At 59.6% G+C, this 416-nt stretch carries 1 protein-coding gene; it reads left to right on the forward strand.

Annotated features, from left to right (window positions below; genetic code table 11):
- The first annotated feature begins 99 nt into the window (after nucleotides 1–99).
- Nucleotides 100–357 (forward strand): GIY-YIG nuclease family protein, encoded by a 258-nt coding sequence (locus tag NMG80_RS06435; protein WP_367185928.1) that lies wholly within the window; start codon nucleotides 100–102, stop codon nucleotides 355–357.
- The last annotated feature ends 59 nt before the right edge of the window (nucleotides 358–416 follow it).

Raw genomic sequence — 416 nt, forward strand, 5'->3', positions numbered from 1 at the left:
GAAGCAAGGAGCGAAGCGACACGGAGCAGACCTTGGGATCCATTCCGTGACATCAGCCGAAGAATGCAACGGCCCAGAACGGCGCCTGCATCCGCAACGGTGGCAGTTAGCACGATCTACATCGGCGTCACCAACGATCTTGGCCGCCGCATGCCGGAGCACAAATCCGGCGAAGGCTCGCGCTTCACCAGCCGCTACGGCGTGCAGCGCCTGGTCTGGTACGAGGAGCACTTCGACATTCGAGACGCTATCCAGCGCGAGAAGTCGCTGAATCGTTGGCCGCGCCAGTGGAAGATCGAGCTGATCGAGAAGACCAATCCAGAATGGTTTGAGCTTTTTCGTGGAACGGGGTGGTAGCGTTCGGTTCTGAACCGTTGCATTCTTCGGCTGGCGTAACGGCATGATGGGGTGGACGG

This window comes from Mesorhizobium escarrei (genome assembly GCF_935825525.1).
GTDB lineage: Bacteria > Pseudomonadota > Alphaproteobacteria > Rhizobiales > Rhizobiaceae > Mesorhizobium > Mesorhizobium escarrei.